Here is an 18,115-nt window from a genome sequence, read left to right on the forward strand (position 1 = left end):
CTGGTTCGCTTCCACGGCATATCCTGGCTCCTCCTCAACCCAGGATACACCAAAAGTGTAACCAATGTCCTGACAGAACATGTTACCTATCTCATGATACCGTACATCGAAGACGGACCCGCCCTACCCCCGCTACGTCCGCTACGCGGCGGGTTCGAGGACGGACCCGCCCTACGGCTTTCTCGCTTTCACGGACAGCATCAACGGAAATCTTGCGGGTTTGCCGTCCGGCGGGAGCAAGTAGCCGGGGTAGCCATCAAACGGCTGCCAACCCTCAGCATACTTGTAGTAGTAATAGTTGTACTCGCCAAGCGACTCGATGGTCAGGCCGGCGGCAATCAAAGCGTTGACGATCCTGAACACCGGGTGCTGCCACTCCACATGCTCACCATCGATACGCACATCGGTTTCACAATAGTCGGTCGGGTTGACGGTACGCTCGGGTTCTGTAGCGAAGTAGTCAAAGTCGGCTCCGGGTTGCAGGAACAGCATGTTGGCAGGGTGCTCATCGATGAGGAAAAAGACGCCTCCCGGTTTCAGATAGTGTGCGACTACCCTGGCCCACTGTTCTATATCGGAGATCCAGATGTGGGTGCCGTACGACTGGTAGACGATGTCGAATTTTCTATCGAGGACCCCGATCAAGTCGAGTACGTCGGAGCGGACGAACGCAGCCTCGAGGCCGGCTTTTCGTGCAATCTCACGGGCGACTTCGACTGACCGTTCCGAAATGTCGACTCCCGTCACGCGGGCGCCCTGACGCGCCCACGACAGGGTGTCCAATCCGAACTGACACATCAGGTGCAGGAGTTCTCGTCCGCGAACATCGCCGAGCGCATCGAGTTCGATCTTCTTCAGGGACGAGCCGCCATCGATGACGTGCTGCGTGAGATATTCCGGGTGGTTGACGTGGAGGTCGACCATCTGGTTCCAGGCATGGCGGTTTTTTTCGTGATCGGGATGGGGCATGGTTGTCACTTTCTTGCTGAGAATAGGGAGACGAGTCCGATGAGGAAAAAGACGCCGTTCACGGCCCAGGCGGCGACCCAGACGGGTACTTTCTCGTTGTAGCCGGCGGACTGCATGATGCGAAACAGCACGAAATAGATAAGCGCGATAAGCGCGCCGGTGGCGAACGAGACGGCGATGCCGCCGCGACGCGGGTTGGCGGCGAACGGAACGCAGATCAGCACGACGATCGCCGAGGTGACCGGATACGAGAACTTCAGATGCAGGTTCACCAGCTCTTCGAGGTAGGGCCCGCCGGTGCGTTTCATGAGGTCGATGTAGTATCGGATTTCATCGAGGGACATGTCCTCGGGTTTGCCGATACGGCGTTCGAGATCGGAGGGTTTGTCCTTGATTTCCGGGATGAGGAGGCTGTCGAACTCCGTGAACGTTTCGCGGCGGTCGGCGCCTAAGATGCGTTCGATACCGCGGACGGCGAGCCACCGATGGTCGCGGTAGAGGATCATTTTCGCGGTGACGATGCGGGACAGTTCGTTGCGCGTGGTGTTGTACAGCTTGAAGTCGACGCCTTCCTGCCGGTTGGTGTTGAACGAATTGAGGGTGTAGAAGTTGCCGGGCGAGATCTGGCGCGTGATTCGACTGACGCGGGCGTATGTCTCGCGTGATTTGCGTTCGATTTCGAAGTTTTTGATTTCGAGCCGCCGCACGTTGGCATCGGGGAAGATATACTCGTTGTAATAGAAATGCCCGGCGGACAGGACGACGGCCATCGCAAAGATCGGCCAGGTGACTCGATACAGCGAGCGGCCGCAGGCCTTCATGGCGAGGATTTCGTTTTTGCGGGCGAGCAGCGATATGGAAAACAAGGACGCGAGCAGGATGAACAGCGGGAAGAACTTGCTGAGCACCCATCCGGCGAAGTACGTGTAGTACTCGACAATCGTCAGGAAGGGCACATTGTTATCGATGAAATCGCGAAGTTCCTCGACCATGTTGATGATAATGATCGTAAACCCGAGGGCCAGCATCACGACCAGCAGCGAGAGCATGAAATAGCGGAGCAGGTACTGATCGAGTTTTTTGACCAGAATCATCGGTTCACCCAATCCGCCGGAACCATGCGAACATAGGCCGTTCGGTGACGACGATGTAGAGCAGGTAGATGCCGAGGCCGCCGACCAGGAAATTTGCGCTCCACATCGCCCAGAAGGGATCCATCAGACCGCGGTCGGCGATATCTTCGCCGCCGATCAGAAAGGCCCAGTAGACGATGAACAGCAGGATCGAGATCGCGATGGCCATTCCCATGCCGCCGCGGCGGGAGAGAATCCCCAGGGGGGCGCCGATCAGGATGAAGGCCAGCGAGGCCGCCGGGATAGAGTATTTCTTGTGAATTTCGAGATCGAACTTGCTCATGATTTTTTTCTGTGCGACCATCTGCTCGCGGTTGCGCTCGACCAGGCGATGCCACCCGGCGACTTCGTTTTTGAGCCGCAGGTAGGCGATGGAATCGACCTTGATATCGGACATCTGGGCGGTGAAAGAATCGGCGAGCAGGAAGGCGGCTCGTTCGCGGAAGGAGTCTTCGATTTTGCCCTGGAGCGGGATGATGGCGCCTTCGGCCTGGTCGACCCGCTCCTGCAGCATGGCGATATCCATTTCTCGGTCGGTCCGGTACTCGCGTTCGGTGCGAACCAGCTCGGACGGGTTGCCGGACACGTTGATTTCCTGATGCCGGAAGGCGGCCTTGCGGTAGTTGGCGGGGTTCGCGACGTCCATCAGGTGCACCTCGCCGTCGTACAGCGAGAACTGAAGGTTGCTGCCGCCGCCGGTGACTTTGAGGTATCCGGAGTCGGCCACGATAATGCGGGGCTTGGCGTCATCACGCGTATCGCTGATCCGCACTCCTTCCACTCGCGACGTGGCGTGATTGATCTTGTCTATCAGGATCAGATAGCCGGGGATATCGTTGATAAAAACGCCCGAGCGGAAGACGAGGGTTGGTCGCATGTTGCGGATATCGGAGGACAGCTGCCGGGCTTCCTTGTTGAGATCGGGCAGGATTTTGTCGTTGAATTGCACCATGAGGTACGTAATTACGCATCCGGCGGCAAGCAGCGGCAGCAATACGCGGAGCAGGTTCACGCCGGAGGCTTTCATGGCGATGATTTCCATGTCGGACCCCATGCGGCCGAACGCCATCAGAGTCGCCACGAGCACCGACATAGGTACCGACAGCGCCAGCATCCAAGCCAGATTCAGCGCGATCAGTTCGAGCACGACCCAGATGGAGAGGTCTTTGTCGATCACCTGGTTGACGATGCGCGGGACATAGTCGATCACGAGGAGAAAGGTCACGGTGACAAACGCGAAAATAAACGGGGCGACGTGTTCCCGGAGGATGTAACGGCTCAGGATTTTCATAAGTATTTGCCAATATAGGTCTTATACACGCGCGGACAACATCAATATTAATGTGATGCAAAACCGTTTACTTGCCGGTATCGGGATAATACATTTGGCGGTATGGAGCAGAAGTACGTCAAGGACTATGTCCGCGATGATTTTGTCGAGGGATTTTTCGCCGTTCGTCGCAAGGACGTCAGGGAGTACGCCCGGGGGCAATTCGTATCCCTGGAGCTGGGGGACCATACGGGTCGGATCAACGGTGTCATGTGGGAGCCGGACCAGTTTGCTTTGACGGAGATGACCGAGGGGATGGTGGTCAAGGCCCGGGCGGTGGTGGGCGAATACAATCACAGGCCGCAGCTCAATATTTCGCGGATTCGGCTCGCCAACGAGGATGAGTATGCGCTCGAAGATATCCTGCCGCATTCGACTCAGCCGAGGGAACAGCGGGAGTCGCGGCTGATGGCGCTGACCGCCAAGATAGAAAACGGATACATCAAGGCGCTGACCGAGGCTTTTTGGACGGACCGGGCCTTTTTCGATTCATACATGATTGCGGCGGCGGGCAAGCTGTGGCACCATGCCTATATAGGCGGGCTCTCCGAGCACTCGGCCAATGTCACCGAGCTGGCGCTTCGGGTTGCGCAGGGCTACCCATGGCTCAACAAAGATTATCTCATATTCGGGGGGCTGTTTCACGACGCGGGCAAGGTTCGGACGTATTCCTCGGACTCGACGGTTATCGACTATACCGATGAGGGCCGGCTGATCGGTCACATCTGCCTGGCCGACCACTGGATTGCCGAAAAGGCGGCGGTGATCGAGGGCTTTCCTTCCGCGCTGCTGATGAAACTTCGGCATATGATCCTTTCGCACCAGGGTGAGTTGCAGTACGCCACCCCGGTCGTTCCCCAGATGCCCGAGGCGTTCGTGTTGTATTACTGCGACGAGATCGATTCAAAAATGGGGGCGATCGAACGAATCCGCACGCGCCAGGGCGGCACGGGGTGGTCGGAGTATGTAAACATGCTTGACCGGTTTTTATATTTCGGCGACGGCCCCGAGGAACCGTCGACGTGAACGCCTCCCGCGCGACGCTGGAGATATCGCATCTCACCCGCTCCATAACCGCGAACGGCAAGCGGAAGACAATCGTCAACGATGTATCGTATTCGTTCGGCTGCGGCACGGTCTACTCTGTCGTAGGGCCGTCGGGGGCCGGCAAGAGTTCGCTGTTGCGGCTGATGAACCGACTCGATGAGCCGGGCGTTCCCGATGAGACGTTGGCCGAGTTGTTGACGCTTGTCGGGTTGCCGGCGGCGACGGTTCAATCCGATGTCGATATGCTTTCCGGCGGCGAGAAGCAGCGCGTGGCGATGGCGCGGCTTCTGGCGACGGCCGGAATGGTATCGATACTCAATTTTATGAAGACGGTGGGGATCGTCGCGCTGCCCGGGGCGATGACCGGCATGATCCTGGCCGGCAAGCCGCCGCTGGAGGCGGCCCTGTTCCAGTTGATCATCGGTTATATGCTGATGAGCGCGGTGACGTTGACAGTGGTGATGACGCTGGAACTGGTGGTGCGTCGGTTTTTCACGCCGTTCGACCAGTTCCGTCCGCCGGTGCGCGACTGACGGTCGGGCGGCACGCGCAATCGAGGTGATCGGGCGGGAGGGAGTCGGCCGATGCGGGGGGCGCGGGGCAAGGGGTTTTCGGTTATGAACTTGCCTTTTTGTCTGATTGGATTAGATTAGGGGCTGACTCGTGGTGTCTGTTTCCTGATGTCGGCGGGGACATCGGGGGATGTCAGGTCTTTGAAACGGAGAGATGGCCGAGTGGTTTAAGGCGCACGCCTGGAACGCGTGTATAGGGCAACCTATCCTGGGTTCGAATCCCAGTCTCTCCGCTTTGATGAGATCGGTTCGGTGATAATACTCCCGCGCCATCACTTCACTCGTGTCGATGGTGCGGTTTTTCCATCCCCTCTCCATGAAACGGCAGTTCTTCGGCGTGTCCGGTCGGAACCGAGTGTGGGTATCGGCTATCAGCACGGGGCTAAGCTCTATTCGCTGCGTGCCATAGCCACCTCGGAAGTCAGACTCGATCTCTGGGGTTATTCGAGGCAGGTGGAGGTGGTGTGGGATGCAGGACTGCTCTGTGGCGGCGTTGTCCGATCGGCCAGGGCTATGTTTGCGGTAGCGGGTGGTATCGCGATGGCGGGCGTGTCGCACATCAACCTTACGACGTATCATCCGGGCCTTGCTGCAGACGTCCAGGTATTCTGGACGCCCTGCGACTTCCTTGGACTTGGTCTGTACGGGTTTGCCGATATCAACCGGGGCAAGTCCTTTTGCGGGATGCTGTTTGCAGTCCAGTTGATACGATAGACGTGAGTACGGGTCTCACCTCCCCGCCTCGCGTGGCGGTTGGTACGTATCGGGACAGGCGGGAACAACCGGTTGTCGCAGCGATCGCGCCTGATACCAAAATCCCCGCCACACTTCAAACGTAGACCGCACAGGCCCGCGTTTTATGCTTGACGTCACAGCCGTGAAGGCTATACCGTAACAGCACCAAGACACGCCGTACGGGGGCGTCACGGCGCCATGCCGGCGTGTATCACCCAACACAAAGGAAATTGGCGATGCTCAGGAACATTCTCGGCGTGATTGTCGGCTATGTTGTTATGGCCGCGTTTGTATTTGTCAGCTTTTCAGTCGTGTACATGATTCTCGGAACGGAGGGATCGTTCTCTGCGGGATCCTATGAGGTCTCCGGGGGGTGGATCGTGGCCAGTGTCGTGCTCAGTTTGATCGCGGCATTGATCGGCGGCATGGTATGTACGATTATCAGCAGGAACATGAAAGCCACCATGGTTTTGGCGGGAATCGTGCTCATACTCGGTATGGTCATGGCCGTGCCGACCTTGTCCGATACGGCGGCAGAGGCGTCGGTCCGGACCGGCGACGTCCCGATGATGGAGGCGATGCAGAAAGCCAAGCAGCCGTCGTGGCTGGCATTTCTCAATCCAGTCATCGGAGCGGTTGGCATCCTGCTGGGCGGGAGAAAAAAGCGCCCGTCATCGACAGCCACGTCGCAGCCGTCGGCGAGACAAGTCTAAACACGCGCACCGACGGCCGCGGCCGAGTGCTCCGGAGGTTACGTAGCATGCTCTACTTCGTGATCGAACACTTCAGAAATAAAGATCCGAAACCGGTGTATCGTCGGTTCGATGAGTTCGGGCGGATGTCGCCCGAGGGACTTCGCTATATCGACAGCTGGGTGGATCAGGATCTTGCGCGATGTTTCCAGTTGATGGAGACGGAAGACCGGGAATGGATCGATGAGTGGATAGCCAAGTGGAGCGACCTCGTTGATTTCGACGTGATCCCGGTAATGACATCGCGGGAGGCCGCCGACCGGGTTCGTGGCCGGCGCGCCTGACCGAATGTACGTGACGGGGAATAGGCGTGGGTGGCTTCCGGAACAGCGGTTACCTGCTATGTACTCGTCGGCAATACCAGACATCGGCGTCGTAATTGCCGAGCGAGTCGCTCAAAACATGCACGAAATAGAGCAGCTCACCGTCAGCGGTAAGCGACGGTTCGCCGGCCAGACCGCGGATCACCAGTTCCGGTGCGCTCCAGGAATCGCCGGTGCGATACGAGCGGTAGATGGCCATCCCTAACAGAATATTGCGACCCGATGCAAAGTACATCGTATCGCCATCGGGTGTGAATGTCGGCTGATAATCATCGGCAAACGAGTTGATGGTCGTTCCCAGGTTCGTTGCGCCAGACCATCCATTCGAGTCGTGTACCGAGACCCAGATGTCGGTTGCTCCGGAACCGCCGGGGCGGAGCGAACCGAAGTACAGCGACCGGCCGTCGGGATGAATCGCAAGCTCACCATCGGGGTAAATCGAATTGACATTGGGTCCGAGGTTGCGAACGGCGGTGGGCACACCGTTGACCAGATCCGCTTCGTAGATGTCCAGGAAGTCGTCGACCGAAGGATTCTGCTGGTAGCCGAGGTTATCCGGACGGAGCGAGTGAAAGTATACGAGGGGGCTGTCCGGTGCAAAGCTGAGTTCGCCGTCGAACGTATGAGACGCGCCGCCGGAAAGGTCGAAGTATTCCGGCGCGCCGAACATCGAGTCGGGCCCGAGTCGCGGCAGGCGATAGGTGCCGTTCCGGTCGGCGACAATCTGGTCGGAAGAGAGGCTGTCGAGGAGGTTTTCGGTATACATCACGAAGAGGAAGTCTCCGTCGCGGGTTATCTCGATAGCGTCCTGGGGGCAGTCGGTATTGACCGGGGCGCCAAGCCGCCGGGGCTGCCCCCAGTCGGCGACGATCGAAGTTGGTATGTTGCGATCGGTCCGAGCGCTGATATCCCTGACGCAGACCGGCGACGGCGGCAATTGATCGTCGGGTCCTGCCGGTTCATTCTCGCTGCAACCCCACAACAACATGACTGCGGCGATGACAAGGTTGCGGAGAATCCGTCTCAAGGACGTGATCATGGTTCTCGCTCGTCAACGAGGCAAAACGGAAAGATTATGCGCCGGTGTTGCGGCAAGCAGCTACCGGAGTATATGGTCCATGATAGGCGCACGCCAGTCGTTTGTTGTTCCGGATGGCCGGGGTGCCCACGCTAACAACTTGCACCGGGGGATCGCCGTCCGTACCTTCGCGTATAAAGCTTAGCTACCCGTATTCGAGGTTATTCTTAGTTCAGGAGGATAGACAATGAAGCGCGTCCTTGCAGTCATGCTCATATGCATTCTGGTTTTTGCAGGCGGCAGCATCGTAACGGCTCAGGAGACGAAACCGCTTCTTCGATTCGAAACCTATGGGTTTGAGATCGCCCCGCTGGAGGTGGAAACGAAGAAGGCCGTCACCGCCTACCAGTCGTACCTCGAGCCGTTCGGGGGATTCGCGGCCGGGGTCTCGGTGCAGGTGCAGTTCTACGCCGGGAATATGGGTGGATACCTTGCCGAGGCGAGGACCGAGGTCGAGGAGCAAGGGTGGAAGATGATTGCCGAGGATACGCTGGACAACTGGCCGGTGATGGAGTACACAGGGACCTCGGGCAACCGTCATCTGCACTGGTACACCCGGGCATTTAAGAAGGGCCCGAAGCTGTATGTCGTCACTGCGACCGGGCTTGAAAGCCGGTGGAGTACCGAAAAGGAGGCGCTCGTAAGCGCTGTCAATTCGTTTCGACTGGTGGACTGACAAGGCGGCGTTTCGCGCGCCGGCAAAACTGCACTCTGGGTACGACGCAGCGCTTTTGCTGGACGGAGTCCGGCGGGCGGTTGTATACTTGACCCATGAATTTGCGCCTCCGGGAAGTCTCCATCGGCACGGTCACGTTATCTGCCGTGACGGTCTGGATCGGTTTCTACTCCTGGCAGATACTCTTCAACAATTTCGCGGTTGATCTTTTCAGCGCATCGGCAGCCGATGTCGGCATTATCCAGGCAGTCCGTGAGATTCCGGGGCTCCTTGCGTTTGGGGCGGGAGCGCTGGCGCTGTACTTCACGGAATCCAGGGTCGGGGCGGTATCGATCGTCACGCTGGGTGCGGGATTGATTCTGTGCGGTCTGTCATCGTCCCTGTTGATGCTGGGCGCGGCGACCGTGCTCATGTCGTTTGGATTTCACTATTTTGAGCCGAACAATTCGTCCCAGTTGTTGATGCTGGCGAAGCAGGGCGAAGTGGGCCGGGTGCAGGGGAGGCTCTTGTCGTTCGAGTCGGTTGCCGGGCTGGCCGGCGCCGGGCTGGTGCTCTGGCTGACACTTTTCCTCGACTATCGTGTCACGTTTTATCTGCTCGGTGGTGCAGTAACGCTGGTGGGGTTGTACCTGACGTGGGCCCTTCCGGCCAACCGCAGCGACAGCGATGTGCGCACGGTGACGATCAAACGGGAATACAAACTGTATTACACGCTGTCGTTTCTGCAGGGGTGCCGGCGGCACATCTTCTCGACCTTTGCCCTTTTTCTCCTGGTCAAAAACCACGGATTGAACATCACCGCGATATCGTCGATAATGCTCGCGAACAACGTCATTACGATGTTCACCAACCGGGCGATCGGCCATCTGTCCGATCGGATTGGAGAGCGTCGAGTGCTGGCGTCGGCGTCGGCGGTCCTTATCGTTATCTTCGCGGGCTACGCGTTCGTCGATTACCTCGCGATTCTGATCGCCTTCTTTCTGGTTGATAACGTGCTGGTGGGATCATCGATCGCGCTGAAGTCCTATCTTCGCAGGATCGCCCCGCCGGAGGATCTGACCGGCTGTCTGTCATTCGGCATGACGGCCAACCACATTACAGCGGTGGTGATACCGGTCGTGGGAGGCGTGGCGTGGACAACCATGGGTCATGAGGTGACATTTATCGCGGGCGCGATCGTTGTGGCGATGGACCTGCTGTTCTCGCTGAGAATACCGGATACGCACCAGGGGTCGACCCGGTCCGCCGCTTCGTCTGCGTAAAGAATCTACCGGAGCAGTCGAAGGTGAGCGTCGCTGCCGCTCCTTCCGGAACACTCCCACTTTGTGGTTGTCGTTCCCAGAACGGTTCTCGTCCAGATGTATCCGACTTTTCTGAACCCAAGCAGCTGGACCGACGCCATCAGCATTCTCCGGTTGGTGGCATCAACAACCGCGAACTGGGTGTGGTACCCACGACGCCGGCAATCGGCAAGGCAGTGAGTGAGCAGGGCCAGGCCCACGCCACGGGATTTGAAGTCGGGGTGTTCGCGGAGGTCAAGTCCGTAGCAGGCGCCGGGGCCGACCTCGATCGTTAATCCGGTGGTCGGTTCGTGGTCGGTTTTGTCGGTAACCCAGTCGATAGCAGCAAGCCTGCCGTCAATCCACGCCGTGTAGCAGTGATAGCCGGCCGCAAGCCGCTCCTTGAAACGGGTGAGTTTGTACTGGTGTTCGGATGGCGAGTAGATGCCGTCGAGCGAATCGGCATCGGAGAGTTCGGCGAGCCGGAAGAGTGCAAGTGTGTCCGAAATGTCAACAGCGGGCAACGGGGAGGTCAGATCGGCGGCGAGGATGTAGAAGGTGCGCCGCTGGAAGGCGGCGTCCGCGGTCTTTTTGACGGCGCGCGACGCGATCCACCGTGCGCTTGCGAGAACGCCCTGTTCCTGCAGAACAGTGCGGAGGCGTTCGGTCCGGCCGAGGCGCGTTCCATGTTCGATGTCTTCGTCGGGTCGGACAGGGCGGGGGGCAGGAGGAGTGCCCGCGCCGATTTGCGACTCGACTATCCGTGCCAGCGCTGCGAGCGTCAGTTGGCCGCGGTTTACCCAGTCACCTTCGGGGATATCGATATCGAAGTGGTTCTCGAGCGCCGTGATCAGCTCCACCAGTGCAAGTGAATCCAGCCCGATACCTCCTTCGCCAAGGGAGTGATCGGCGTGAATGGTTCGGGAGGAGCCGCGCAGTATATCGCGGCGGAGGATGTCGGTAATCTCCTGTACCGTATCGCGGTTCATATGACGATGTCTTCCGGACGAAGTTGCACTTTGCCGGTCGCGCCGCGCGGGAGGTGGTCGCGTATGTCGATTCGTCGGGGAACCTTGTATTGCGCGAGGTGACGACCGCAGAATTCGATCAGGGCGGACTCATCGGACTCACTTCGGAGCGTTACCGCCGCGTAGACGAACTCTTCGCCGGCGGCGTCTTTGGCGCCGATCACCGCGGCTTCCCGAACAGCCGGATGTTGCTCGAGGACGGCGGACACTTCGTCCGGTCCGACTTTGAGTCCGCCGACGTTGATGAGATGATCGATACGTCCGCGCAGATGAAGGAAACCGGCATCATCAAGCAAGCCGATTTCGCCGGTGCGGTATGACCCGCCCTGCAGCGGATTGCGTCCGAGCGGCTGCCCCATGAGGTAACGTGGCGCGACCGCCGGTCCGCTGACAATCACCTCGCCGACGTTTCCTGGTGCAACCGGCCTGCCATGCTCGTCAACAATTGAAACAGTGACACCCGCCATAGGTCGACCCACCGAGTCCATGCGGTTGAGCACTTCCGAGGGGACATGGTTGGTGGCAGCACCGGTTTCCGATGAGCCATAGTGCTGGCAGATAACGGCGCCAAAGCGCTCGTGGAATTCTCGTATCGTTGCGGCGCTTAACGGCGCGGTACAGGACAGCAGGTAGCGTACGCCCGACAGGTCGGGCAGTTCGCGAAGCCGGGTATCGATCAGGGACCGATACATTGGGGGCACGCCGAGAAAAATGCTGATCCGTTCCGATTGCAGGTATTGCAGCGTCATCCTCGGGATGAACCCGGAACCCACGTGGAGGCAGGCGCCGGAGGACAGCGAAGCCAGTACGCCGAGGTCAAATCCGTACGAATGTGTCAGCGGCACGAGCGCCAGAATGCGGTCGTCGGGTGCTACCGCAAGCGTATCAACGACGCACGCCGTTTCGGCGAGGACGTTGTCCGCCGTGAGGCCGATTCCCTTGGGTTGGCCGGTTGATCCGGAGGTGAATTTCAGCAGGGCGACGTCTTCGGGAATCGAGACGTCCGGCAAATCCGCGATCTTCAGCGCAATGAGTGGCTCGGCGGCATCGATGTGCCGCGATTCCACGCACTGCGCCTTCAATGATGTGGTCAAGTCGGCCGATTCAGCATGCCCGGTGAGAATCCACCGCGGACCGGTGTGAGCGACGATTGCGTCCAGTTCATGGTTCCGATACTTGGTGGAGATGAGGGCGACAGCGGCGTCGAGCGCGCAGAGGGCGAGGTAGGCCGGGGCCAGCATGGCCTGGTTGGGAAGGGCCAGGCCGACAACGTGTCGCCGGGTGATGCCAAGCCGCGAGAAGGCGCCGACGAGGCGATCGGTTTCTCTGGCAAGGTCGCTGAAGCGGAAGCGCGCAGGGCCGCATACGACGGCGAGGCGATCGGCGTGCTGGCGGATACGTTCCCGGAGCGACTCGTAGACTTTCATCGACGCTGACATGTATCGATGTCCCCCTATTCGTACAGCATGAGTTACGTGCAGTTTTGACTGCTGGTTTGAACGGCCCGTGCGATTGGCGCCGGTGTACTTTCGGCCCGGTACGGACAGTCGCCACGCCGGGGTGGTGCGGATAGACTCCGGCCGCGTCCTTTAATACGGTAAAATATACCTATGCAATCCATTATCGGCAAGGAAAATCGCCGGATTGAGCCGCTTTTCGGGGCAGTCTGTGCAAACGTTGAGCGGTCCCCGGCTCGGCGCTAGATCCGGCTGCAGCGGGGTTGCTTCGCCTTGCTTCCGGACGTATGTTCCTCGAAGCTGCGGAGGAGGGATTGTTCGAATTCACAATGAGGAGGATTGTATGCCGGTACAATGGATGTCGGATGAGTCCGGGCGCCCCCTGCGGCGCGGTCTTGCAGGGGCGCTGGCTCTATGCGTCGTGACGGCGCTGTTGCTTCCAGTTGGGTGGGCATGTCAGAAGCAGGTGGCCGATCACGATAGTCAGGCGGCGCGGCCAATCGTGGACAGTGTGCTTGCGGCCGACGGCAGCATGATTTACTACGTGGCCGCCGGGACGGGGGATAGTGCGCTCGTGTTTGTTCACTGCTGGAGTTGTGATCGCGGCTATTGGGACGGACAGGTGGATGCATTGGCGTCCGACTACCGGGTGGTGGCGATAGATCTGGCGGGACATGGCCAATCGCGTGCGGCCCGCGACAGCTGGTTGATGTCCGACTACGCAGGCGATGTCGAGGCGGTAATCCGGAAGCTTGATCTTCAGCCGGTCGTGCTGGTCGGCCATTCGATGGGTGGGGCGGTTGTCATTGAGGTGGCACGGCGTATGCCGGACAGAGTGACGGCGGTGATCGGCGTCGACGTGTACCAGGATTTGTCCTATCAGATGTCGGAGGAAGAGGTTGAGGGGTTTCTTGCCGGTCTGGTTCAGGACTATGAAGGCGCCACGAAAGCGTTTGTCCGCAGCCTCTTCCTGCCCGATGCCGACTCTGCACTGGTGGCACGAGTGGCCGCCGACATGGCTGCCGCACCACCGGCGATTGCAGTACCTTCGCTTCGTCACGTGCTTCGTTACGACGCGGCAACGGTTCTTCAGGAGATGCGCAAGCCGGTCAGGGGGATTCACTCTGATGCTTATCCGACCAATGTCGAGGCGAATCAGGCGACCGCCGAGTCATTTGCCGTCCGATACATGCCGGGACGGGGCCATTTTCTGCAGCTTGAGGACCCGGTGACTTTTAACCGGTTGCTGCGGGAAACGATAGACGAGTTCTGGCCGGCCCGTGCCGGGTCCGAAGCAGCCGGCAGGGAGTAGTTTTCGCCGTCCGCGAGTTGTCCATCAGGCGAGTTTGGATCCGTCGGGAACCGGGCGCTCGGGAATCGCCAGCACGACATCGCCGTTGTCCATCACGAACCCGGTGGTGAGCACTTCGGAGACGAAGGGGCCGATACGTTTCGGCGGGAAATTGATGACGCAGAGCACCTGCCGTCCGGTCAGGTCGTCCTTCGAGTAGAGCGTCGTCACTTGCGCGCTGGACTTTTTGACACCGAACGGGCCGAGGTCGATCGTGAGTTTATAGGCGGGTTTGCGTGCTTCGGGGAAATCTTCCACGGCCACAACGGTTCCGACGCGTAGTTCGACGGTTTCGAATTCGGACCACGATATTTGTTTCACCTCTGGGCTCCTGTCTGTGTTTCCGCCCACCGGCAGGCGGGTTTGTCTTCGGCGTTTCGACGTGACGTACATTATGCGCGGGCGGCCCGGCCGCGGCAATGAATTCCGTGAAGGAGGCGGTGAAATAATACTGGTTTCCCGCAGTCCACTTTTTTTCTGTTTTGCGGAGCTTTCCACCGGGAAGCCGCTGTTACAGGAGTAACAAATCGACAGGCGCGCTTGGCGAAGTTTCGGGCGGAGCGTGACGCCTGTGTGCAGCCGGGCAGGTCTTACAGCAGGAGTGACGAGCGAATGAGACGACTGGCGATGATGTTGAGCTTTACGCTGGCGATTGCCGGGCTGGGATGGTATGCGGCAAGCCTGACCGACGGGCAGGGGCGGGCGATGGCGGCCTCCGACAGCGGAGAGGCCGCGGCGGCGACTGATGAAACCGTCAAGGAGAGTGAGAACATGGAGAAGGCGATGTTTGGCGCCGGGTGTTTCTGGGGGGTCGAAGCGGCGTTTCGACAGATAGAAGGGGTCAGCGCCACGGCGGTCGGCTACGCGGGCGGGACGATGGAGAACCCGACGTATCAGGATGTCTGTTCGGGCACGACCGGCCATGCTGAAGTGGTGCAGGTGACGTATGATCCGGGCCGTGTATCGTACGAGAGGCTGCTGGAGGTGTTCTGGAGCGAGCATGACCCGACGCAGGTCAACCGCCAGGGGCCGGATATCGGGGAGCAGTATCGCTCGGTCGTTTTTTATCTGAACGACGACCAGCGGGAGACGGCGGAGATGTCGAAGAAGGCGCTGGACGAGAGCGGCCGATATGCGCGTCCGATCGCGACATCGATCGAAGCGGCCTCGACATTCTATCGCGCCGAGGAATACCATCAGCGGTATCTGGAGAAACGCGGCCTGTCCAGTTGCCGGATCAAATAACCGCCGAGGCCCGATCGCAAGAGGATTTGCCCGTGTATTGACGGCGTGTCGGCCGTCACGGCACGGGCTTTTTCGCTGGAGGGGTTTGCGATGTTTCTTCGTCGGAGGCAAACGCATTCGGGAACGAGGGTGACGACAGAAATCGAACTCTGTGGTGTCCCGGGCGTTATCGGAACACCTTGCACCGGCGCCGGTCCCCGGTATATTGATGGTGAGGGCGGCAACGGCACGCCGGTGTCGATTGGGCCGTCCGAAAGGAGGATAGGTATGAATCGTTGCCTGACCAGTTACGGCGCAGGCGCGGTTATCCTCGTCGTTGCGTGCGCGTTGCCTGGCTGTTCCGATGAAACCGCAGTCGAGCGAGCGGCCGGGGCGCCGCCCCCGAACGTGGCACACCGAGTCCCATCCGACTACCCTACTATCCAGGCCGCTATCGATGCTGCGGCGCTCGGTGACACGGTCCTGGTCGCCCCCGGCACCTATACCGGACCGGGCAACCGGAATATCACGTTTCCAATCGGGTCGCTGGTGCTGATGTCCGAAGGCGGACCGTCGGAGACGATTCTCGACTGCCAGGGAACAGACAGCTCGTACCAGCAGGGCATGACGGTGACGAACGGGCAGGACAACATTTTCATTCGCGGCTTTACGATCAAAAACGCATACGCCGGCAGCGGGGCAGCGATATATATCAGCTTCGCCTCGCCGGATATTCGTGACTGCGTTTTTATCAACAACAGCGCGCCGATCGCCGGGGGCGCGATATGGTGCAAGTCCGGTTCGCCGGCGATTCGGCGGTGTACGTTTATCGGCAACTGGTCGGAGTCGGGGGGGGCGGCGTTTCTGAACGCCTCCGGAACATCGATCTTCGCCGACTGTCTTTTCGCGTACAACGACTCGGGCGCCGCGGTATGGGTTAATCGTTCCGAGGCGATGCCCGCGATGTTTTGCTGCAACATTTTCGGCAACCCTGAGGGAGACTGGGTGGAACGGATCGCCGGTCTCGAATCGGTGAACAACAACATGAGTGTCGATCCCCGTTTGTGCGGCGATGCGGCGGCCGGTTTTCGTCTCGAAGCGGACTCCCCCTGTCTGCCTCAAAACAACGCCTGCGGGCGGCTGATCGGGGCAATCGAGCTGTTGTGCGACTGACTGTGCGAGGCGCGCTTCCTGCGACCGTAGTATGACCGACACCACAGGATCGCTGACCATACGACCAATCGACGAAGCGGATTCGATCGATGAGTTGACGGCTCTGCTGCATCGGGCGTATCGGCATCTGGCCGACCTGGGATTGCGGTTTGTCGCGACTCACCAGTCGTCCGAGGTGACCCGCGAGAGAATCGCCGGGGGAACTTGCCTGGTGGCGCGGGCGGGCGGGGGGATTGTCGGCACGATCACCTATCGACCGCCTCACATTCTCGGTGGATCGCCGTGGCTGGACCGGCTCGACGTTGCCCATATCAGTCAGCTCGGGGTGGAGCCGGCAGTGCAGGGCAAGGGGATCGGGCGAAAGCTGATGGACGCGGCCGAGGAGATGGCGGCCCGTGACGGCGCCGCCGAACTCGCTTTGGACACGGCAGAGACGGCTCATCATCTGATTCGGTGGTATGAGCGTCTCGGGTATCGGTATATCGAACCGGTCGACTGGCGCCCGCATACCAACTACCGAAGTGTCGTGATGAGCAAACTTCTGGTGCGGGACGCGGGGTTGTAGGTCAGGCGGGCCCGGTCGCACGCGACCTTTTCTCCTTTGTCCGGGCAGGGCGTTCGTTATACTATACATAGCTGCACGCACCTTCGGGGTCGACACCGTATCGCGACACAATGGTGGGGCACACGCCCCGATTCGGCATACGGAGGGAAGCCATGAAGACGTTCTTTCTTTTCACCCGCCTCAGTACGGAACTCGGCGAGCAGATGCGCGACCGTGAAGCGCTTGGCCGGACGTGGCTGCAGCATGTCCGGGACAAGTGTCCGGAGGTGAAATTTCTGGGGCACTATGGCCTTCTGGGAGAGTGGGATTTTGTGGACATCTACGAAGCGCCCGATGAGGAGACGGCAGCGAAGGTGTCGATGATCAGTCGGGCCAACGGCGCGTTTCAGGCGGAGAGCATTATCGCCATTCCGTACAAACGACTGGTCGAACTGGCCGAAGAGATCTAGTTTCGCACGATTTGAGGGCCGGGGGGCGCGGTTTGCGTCGGGGACCAAAAAGTCGCTGTACAAGTGTGTCCGCGAGAGAGTTACGGGGAAATGGGTTTGTTTTGTCATTTTTAGGGGGTCCCATATTTCTTTTCTTTCCGATCGGAGGCAGGACTTGCGGCGCACGGAGACGTACGGTGCGCACGAGGGCAAGGGTTGTGCTATCGACAGCGGCATGGTAGTTCCTCTCATTTACTTATAGCGGGGCGGCCATTTTTTCCATCGGGTTGGTGGGAAAAGTGCGGGGTGGCGTGGTGTACGCGCATGTACACCACGCACAGAGAAGAATTCAAGATGGATTCCCCCGCCGCGGCGGGCGGGAATGACAGAGCTACGCTCTGTCTTACCTTGGCGGGTTCGAAGACGGACCCGCCGTACGGTACCTACTGGGTGGCACCGGACGAAACGGAATGAAGGGGTGGTGGTGTCAGCACCGTTTGCGGGAGAGGTCTGTTTAGATTGACGAGTGGGTGGATGTGCAAACGGAGCTGACCTACGGGTAGGACGCAGGTGGCGAACAAAATGGGTGGGGAGATGGCGTGGTTTGTCCGAACCCCGACGTTCGCCACGGCGGGTAGGCACCGGACGAAACGGAATGAAGGGGTGGTGGTGTCAGCACCGTTTGCGGGAGAGGTTTGTTTAGTTTGACGAGTTGGTGGATGTGCAAACGGAGCTGACCTACGGGTAGGACGCAGGTGGAGAACAAAATGCGTGGGGAGATGGCGTGGTTTGTCCGAACCCCGACGTTCGCCACGGCGGGTAGGCACCGGACGAAACGGAATGAAGGGGTGGTGGTGTCAGCACCGTTTGCGGGAGAGGTTTGTTTAGATTGACGAGTGGGTGGATGTGCAAACGGAGCTGACCTACGGGTAGTACGCTGGTGGAGAACAAAATGCGTGGGGAGATGGCGGGGTTTGTCCGAACCCCGACGTTC

Annotated in this window: 19 protein-coding genes and 1 tRNA gene; 13 read left to right on the forward strand and 7 right to left on the reverse strand. The window is 59.6% G+C overall.

Going from position 1 to position 18,115, the window contains the following annotated elements; translation table 11 throughout:
• Positions 1 to 171: 171 nt before the first annotated feature.
• Genes RBT76_15425 through RBT76_15435 form a run of 3 tightly spaced genes read right to left on the reverse strand, consistent with a single transcriptional unit; the run spans position 172 to position 3,393 of the window.
• Positions 172 to 969 (reverse strand): class I SAM-dependent methyltransferase, encoded by a 798-nt coding sequence (locus tag RBT76_15425; GenBank protein MDX9859175.1) that lies wholly within the window; start codon positions 967 to 969, stop codon positions 172 to 174.
• 5 nt (positions 970 to 974) lie between these two features.
• Positions 975 to 2,063 carry an LptF/LptG family permease gene (locus RBT76_15430; protein MDX9859176.1) on the reverse strand — a complete coding sequence of 363 codons (1,089 nt, stop codon included), beginning with the start codon at positions 2,061 to 2,063 and terminating at the stop codon, positions 975 to 977.
• Positions 2,064 to 2,067: 4 nt separating this feature from the next.
• Positions 2,068 to 3,393 (reverse strand): LptF/LptG family permease, encoded by a 1,326-nt coding sequence (locus tag RBT76_15435; protein MDX9859177.1) that lies wholly within the window; start codon positions 3,391 to 3,393, stop codon positions 2,068 to 2,070.
• 102 nt (positions 3,394 to 3,495) lie between these two features.
• Here RBT76_15435 and RBT76_15440 point away from each other — a divergent pair, with 102 nt between their 5' ends.
• From RBT76_15440 to RBT76_15465, 6 genes are all read left to right on the forward strand, one after another.
• Positions 3,496 to 4,458: an OB-fold nucleic acid binding domain-containing protein gene (locus RBT76_15440; protein MDX9859178.1), complete on the forward strand. Its 963-nt coding sequence runs from the start codon at positions 3,496 to 3,498 to the stop codon at positions 4,456 to 4,458.
• Positions 4,455 to 5,012, forward strand: a complete 558-nt coding sequence (locus RBT76_15445) for an ABC transporter permease (protein ID MDX9859179.1) — start codon at positions 4,455 to 4,457, stop codon at positions 5,010 to 5,012. Before RBT76_15440 ends, RBT76_15445 begins: the two co-directional genes overlap by 4 nt.
• Positions 5,013 to 5,199: 187 nt before the next feature.
• A tRNA-Ser gene (locus tag RBT76_15450) sits at positions 5,200 to 5,284 on the forward strand.
• Positions 5,285 to 5,408: 124 nt separating this feature from the next.
• The gene (locus tag RBT76_15455; GenBank protein MDX9859180.1) at positions 5,409 to 5,765 is read left to right on the forward strand and encodes a hypothetical protein; all 357 of its coding nucleotides are present in this window, start codon (positions 5,409 to 5,411) and stop codon (positions 5,763 to 5,765) included.
• 257 nt (positions 5,766 to 6,022) lie between these two features.
• Positions 6,023 to 6,499 carry a hypothetical protein gene (locus RBT76_15460; GenBank protein ID MDX9859181.1) on the forward strand — a complete coding sequence of 159 codons (477 nt, stop codon included), beginning with the start codon at positions 6,023 to 6,025 and terminating at the stop codon, positions 6,497 to 6,499.
• A 47-nt stretch (positions 6,500 to 6,546) separates the two neighbouring features.
• A complete protein-coding gene (locus RBT76_15465; GenBank protein ID MDX9859182.1) occupies positions 6,547 to 6,822 on the forward strand; it encodes a DUF3303 family protein in 276 nt (91 codons plus the stop codon).
• A gap of 49 nt (positions 6,823 to 6,871) precedes the next feature.
• Here the strand turns inward: RBT76_15465 and RBT76_15470 are convergent, their stop codons facing one another.
• Positions 6,872 to 7,900 (reverse strand): hypothetical protein, encoded by a 1,029-nt coding sequence (locus RBT76_15470; protein ID MDX9859183.1) that lies wholly within the window; start codon positions 7,898 to 7,900, stop codon positions 6,872 to 6,874.
• 226 nt (positions 7,901 to 8,126) lie between these two features.
• Between RBT76_15470 and RBT76_15475 the strand changes: the two genes are divergently transcribed.
• Positions 8,127 to 8,615: a hypothetical protein gene (locus tag RBT76_15475; GenBank protein ID MDX9859184.1), complete on the forward strand. Its 489-nt coding sequence runs from the start codon at positions 8,127 to 8,129 to the stop codon at positions 8,613 to 8,615.
• 95 nt (positions 8,616 to 8,710) lie between these two features.
• Positions 8,711 to 9,877 carry an MFS transporter gene (locus RBT76_15480; protein ID MDX9859185.1) on the forward strand — a complete coding sequence of 389 codons (1,167 nt, stop codon included), beginning with the start codon at positions 8,711 to 8,713 and terminating at the stop codon, positions 9,875 to 9,877.
• Between the two features lie 5 nt (positions 9,878 to 9,882).
• On the opposite strand, the gene RBT76_15485 is transcribed toward RBT76_15480, so the two are convergent.
• The gene (locus tag RBT76_15485; protein MDX9859186.1) at positions 9,883 to 10,884 is read right to left on the reverse strand and encodes a GNAT family N-acetyltransferase; all 1,002 of its coding nucleotides are present in this window, start codon (positions 10,882 to 10,884) and stop codon (positions 9,883 to 9,885) included.
• Complete coding sequence (locus tag RBT76_15490) at positions 10,881 to 12,362, reverse strand: class I adenylate-forming enzyme family protein (protein ID MDX9859187.1); 1,482 nt, start codon at positions 12,360 to 12,362, stop codon at positions 10,881 to 10,883. The genes RBT76_15485 and RBT76_15490 overlap by 4 nt, the downstream gene beginning before the upstream one ends.
• Positions 12,363 to 12,723: 361 nt before the next feature.
• Here RBT76_15490 and RBT76_15495 point away from each other — a divergent pair, with 361 nt between their 5' ends.
• Entirely contained in the window at positions 12,724 to 13,692 is a 969-nt protein-coding gene (locus RBT76_15495) for an alpha/beta hydrolase (GenBank protein MDX9859188.1), read from the forward strand.
• Between the two features lie 24 nt (positions 13,693 to 13,716).
• Here RBT76_15495 and RBT76_15500 read toward each other — a convergent pair whose 3' ends face one another.
• Positions 13,717 to 14,052: a tRNA-binding protein gene (locus RBT76_15500; protein ID MDX9859189.1), complete on the reverse strand. Its 336-nt coding sequence runs from the start codon at positions 14,050 to 14,052 to the stop codon at positions 13,717 to 13,719.
• Between the two features lie 450 nt (positions 14,053 to 14,502).
• Between RBT76_15500 and msrA the strand changes: the two genes are divergently transcribed.
• From msrA to RBT76_15520, 4 genes are all read left to right on the forward strand, one after another.
• A complete protein-coding gene (gene msrA, locus RBT76_15505; GenBank protein MDX9859190.1) occupies positions 14,503 to 14,976 on the forward strand; it encodes a peptide-methionine (S)-S-oxide reductase MsrA in 474 nt (157 codons plus the stop codon).
• A gap of 267 nt (positions 14,977 to 15,243) precedes the next feature.
• Complete coding sequence (locus tag RBT76_15510) at positions 15,244 to 16,128, forward strand: DUF1565 domain-containing protein (protein ID MDX9859191.1); 885 nt, start codon at positions 15,244 to 15,246, stop codon at positions 16,126 to 16,128.
• 31 nt (positions 16,129 to 16,159) lie between these two features.
• Positions 16,160 to 16,693 (forward strand): GNAT family N-acetyltransferase, encoded by a 534-nt coding sequence (locus RBT76_15515; protein MDX9859192.1) that lies wholly within the window; start codon positions 16,160 to 16,162, stop codon positions 16,691 to 16,693.
• A gap of 152 nt (positions 16,694 to 16,845) precedes the next feature.
• Positions 16,846 to 17,142, forward strand: a complete 297-nt coding sequence (locus tag RBT76_15520) for a GYD domain-containing protein (protein ID MDX9859193.1) — start codon at positions 16,846 to 16,848, stop codon at positions 17,140 to 17,142.
• Positions 17,143 to 18,115: the final 973 nt, after the last annotated feature.

The sequence above is a fragment of the Candidatus Zixiibacteriota bacterium genome (genome assembly GCA_034003725.1).
GTDB lineage: Bacteria > Zixibacteria > MSB-5A5 > GN15 > FEB-12 > WJMS01.

What these genes read in the sequence shown, in the direction of transcription:
- RBT76_15425 (MDX9859175.1), bottom strand. Translation starts at nt 969, where the DNA reads ATGCCCCATCCCGATCACGAAAAAAACCGCCATGCCTGGAACCAGATG.
- RBT76_15430 (MDX9859176.1), bottom strand. Translation starts at nt 2,063, where the DNA reads ATGATTCTGGTCAAAAAACTCGATCAGTACCTGCTCCGCTATTTCATG.
- RBT76_15435 (MDX9859177.1), bottom strand. Translation starts at nt 3,393, where the DNA reads ATGAAAATCCTGAGCCGTTACATCCTCCGGGAACACGTCGCCCCGTTT.
- RBT76_15440 (MDX9859178.1), top strand. Translation starts at nt 3,496, where the DNA reads ATGGAGCAGAAGTACGTCAAGGACTATGTCCGCGATGATTTTGTCGAG.
- RBT76_15460 (MDX9859181.1), top strand. Translation starts at nt 6,023, where the DNA reads ATGCTCAGGAACATTCTCGGCGTGATTGTCGGCTATGTTGTTATGGCC.
- RBT76_15465 (MDX9859182.1), top strand. Translation starts at nt 6,547, where the DNA reads ATGCTCTACTTCGTGATCGAACACTTCAGAAATAAAGATCCGAAACCG.
- RBT76_15470 (MDX9859183.1), bottom strand. Translation starts at nt 7,900, where the DNA reads ATGATCACGTCCTTGAGACGGATTCTCCGCAACCTTGTCATCGCCGCA.
- RBT76_15475 (MDX9859184.1), top strand. Translation starts at nt 8,127, where the DNA reads ATGAAGCGCGTCCTTGCAGTCATGCTCATATGCATTCTGGTTTTTGCA.
- RBT76_15480 (MDX9859185.1), top strand. Translation starts at nt 8,711, where the DNA reads ATGAATTTGCGCCTCCGGGAAGTCTCCATCGGCACGGTCACGTTATCT.
- RBT76_15485 (MDX9859186.1), bottom strand. Translation starts at nt 10,884, where the DNA reads ATGAACCGCGATACGGTACAGGAGATTACCGACATCCTCCGCCGCGAT.
- RBT76_15490 (MDX9859187.1), bottom strand. Translation starts at nt 12,362, where the DNA reads ATGTCAGCGTCGATGAAAGTCTACGAGTCGCTCCGGGAACGTATCCGC.
- RBT76_15495 (MDX9859188.1), top strand. Translation starts at nt 12,724, where the DNA reads ATGCCGGTACAATGGATGTCGGATGAGTCCGGGCGCCCCCTGCGGCGC.
- msrA (MDX9859190.1), top strand. Translation starts at nt 14,503, where the DNA reads ATGGAGAAGGCGATGTTTGGCGCCGGGTGTTTCTGGGGGGTCGAAGCG.
- RBT76_15510 (MDX9859191.1), top strand. Translation starts at nt 15,244, where the DNA reads ATGAATCGTTGCCTGACCAGTTACGGCGCAGGCGCGGTTATCCTCGTC.
- RBT76_15515 (MDX9859192.1), top strand. Translation starts at nt 16,160, where the DNA reads ATGACCGACACCACAGGATCGCTGACCATACGACCAATCGACGAAGCG.
- RBT76_15520 (MDX9859193.1), top strand. Translation starts at nt 16,846, where the DNA reads ATGAAGACGTTCTTTCTTTTCACCCGCCTCAGTACGGAACTCGGCGAG.